The sequence below is a fragment of the Ruegeria sp. SCP10 genome, assembly GCF_040329495.1.
Lineage (GTDB): Bacteria > Pseudomonadota > Alphaproteobacteria > Rhodobacterales > Rhodobacteraceae > Ruegeria.
Window position 1 is genome coordinate 1 of sequence record NZ_JBDZYF010000051.1, and the last position, 1,703, is coordinate 1,703.

General features: G+C 46.3%; 1 protein-coding gene and 2 pseudogenes. All 3 read right to left on the bottom strand.

All coding sequences use genetic code 11. The annotated features are described in order from the left end of the window. Window positions 1-129: 129 nt before the first annotated feature. Window positions 130-506: pseudogene (locus ABLN87_RS22170) on the bottom strand (transposase); the annotation flags it as partial. A gap of 53 nt (window positions 507-559) precedes the next feature. Continuing rightward, window positions 560-1,324, bottom strand: coding sequence for a class I SAM-dependent methyltransferase (locus ABLN87_RS22175; RefSeq protein ID WP_353014278.1), 765 nt, complete (start codon window positions 1,322-1,324; stop codon window positions 560-562). Window positions 1,325-1,490: 166 nt separating this feature from the next. Next, window positions 1,491-1,592: pseudogene (locus tag ABLN87_RS22180) on the bottom strand (IS5/IS1182 family transposase); the annotation flags it as partial. Window positions 1,593-1,703: the final 111 nt, after the last annotated feature.

Below are 1,703 nucleotides of genomic sequence, written 5' to 3' on the forward strand. Positions count from 1 at the left end.
ACTGACTTTGCCAGATCGACCCCAATCATCATATCTTTCATGTCACTGTCCTCTCCATATTGTGGCTGCAAGCACCACGACCCTGGCACATTGCGATGCCGTCTGGGGAGGGCGGCAACCATTCCATCTGACCTGCCCAGCCGCCACAAACGAGTTGAGTGGGCGCCCCTTGCTGTCGCAGATAGCGTGCAGCTTCGTGTTCATGCCGCCCTTGGTTCTGCCAATCAGGCGGCCACGCCGCCCTTTTTTGACGCCCAAACTGGATGCCGTGCGATGGACTTTTAGATCTGTGGCGTCCGCTGCCCGGCAGGGCATTGCGGAGCAATGTCCCGAGAGGGGGTCATCACAGTATTCTCTTCGTCGTGTTCGGTAACCAGGTCGGCCAATATGCGAGCGAAGACACCTTTCTCGCACCATCGCTTCCACCAGCTGTAGACTGTCTAGCGCGGCCCGTATTCCTTGGGGGCATCTAGCCAGCGTAAGCCATTGCGATTGACGAAGATAATCTACAAATTTTCAGTCAAACTGGATCTTGCATTAAGAAGGCTGCATAGCGTCGTTACCGTTCTGGACCGGCGACAATTATCTGACGTGGTTGCGCACGAGAATAAGGCTCTCTTTCATAGCTTCCAAATTTCTCTAATATAGCCAATTCAGAATCATGGATTAAATTAGCAAAATCACATGAATTCATGAGTCGTTGCGAATATTTCGAACCTGCCAATAAATTTTTGGTCTTTTTCTCATATAACTGCCATTCCACCTTTAGGTGGGCAGTTTTTCTTCTGTATGTAGAACTCTCAACCAAAATGAGCTCTCGATTGGTCTTTGGATCAATCAGCCCATCAATTGAGCCTTTATAGGCCTTTGGTATTAATTCGAGATCAGATTGAAAAGAATCAATTACAATACGGCCGGTGGGTTTGCAATGATGCTTGAAACAATTTAAGGTCGATACTACTTCTTCATCGCAGCGAAGATGCAGTATTGAATTAAGTGGACAGATAATAATGTCAAACTTTTCACTTAAGTCAAAAGATCGCATATCCGCTTTTAAGAGGCTAGCATCAGGCAGTCGATCGCGAGCAACCTCTAGCATCGAGTCCGAGAGATCAATTCCTGTAATACTAAGACCCATTCCTGTAGCGCTCTTACAAAGTTGAGACAATTTTAATGACAGCATTCCAGTCCCAACAGGCGCTTCTAAAACCGTGTCTCCTGGATTAATCATTTGCGCATAGAATTGAATTTCTTCATTTCGCGAACCGTGAATTACATCATAATAGTCTACAATATGTTCGTAAAACGCAATGTTCTCGTCCATTCTTTTGCCCCAGTTCAACCAATTTTAGCCTCAGATCAACTAAAAAAAAGATAATTGAAGGACTTGGAAATTAGAAATTAACTTTTTTAATAAAAAATGGCAGAAAATCGTAAATAATGCAGTTTGTGGAAGCATCGTGCCGCTAACCAGTCTTTAGGGTCAGGATTCATAACCAATAGATGACAGTTGCTGCGAGAGCGATTGCGGAGAGGAAGACTTTGGGACAGCGATCATAACGTGTCGCTACGCGCCTCCAGTCTTTGAGCCTAGGCTCAGGATTCATAACCAGTAGATGACGGTTGCGGCGAGAGCGATTGCCGACAGGAAGACCTTTGGGCATCTGTCGTATCTGGTTGCCACGCGCCGCCAGTCCTTTAGC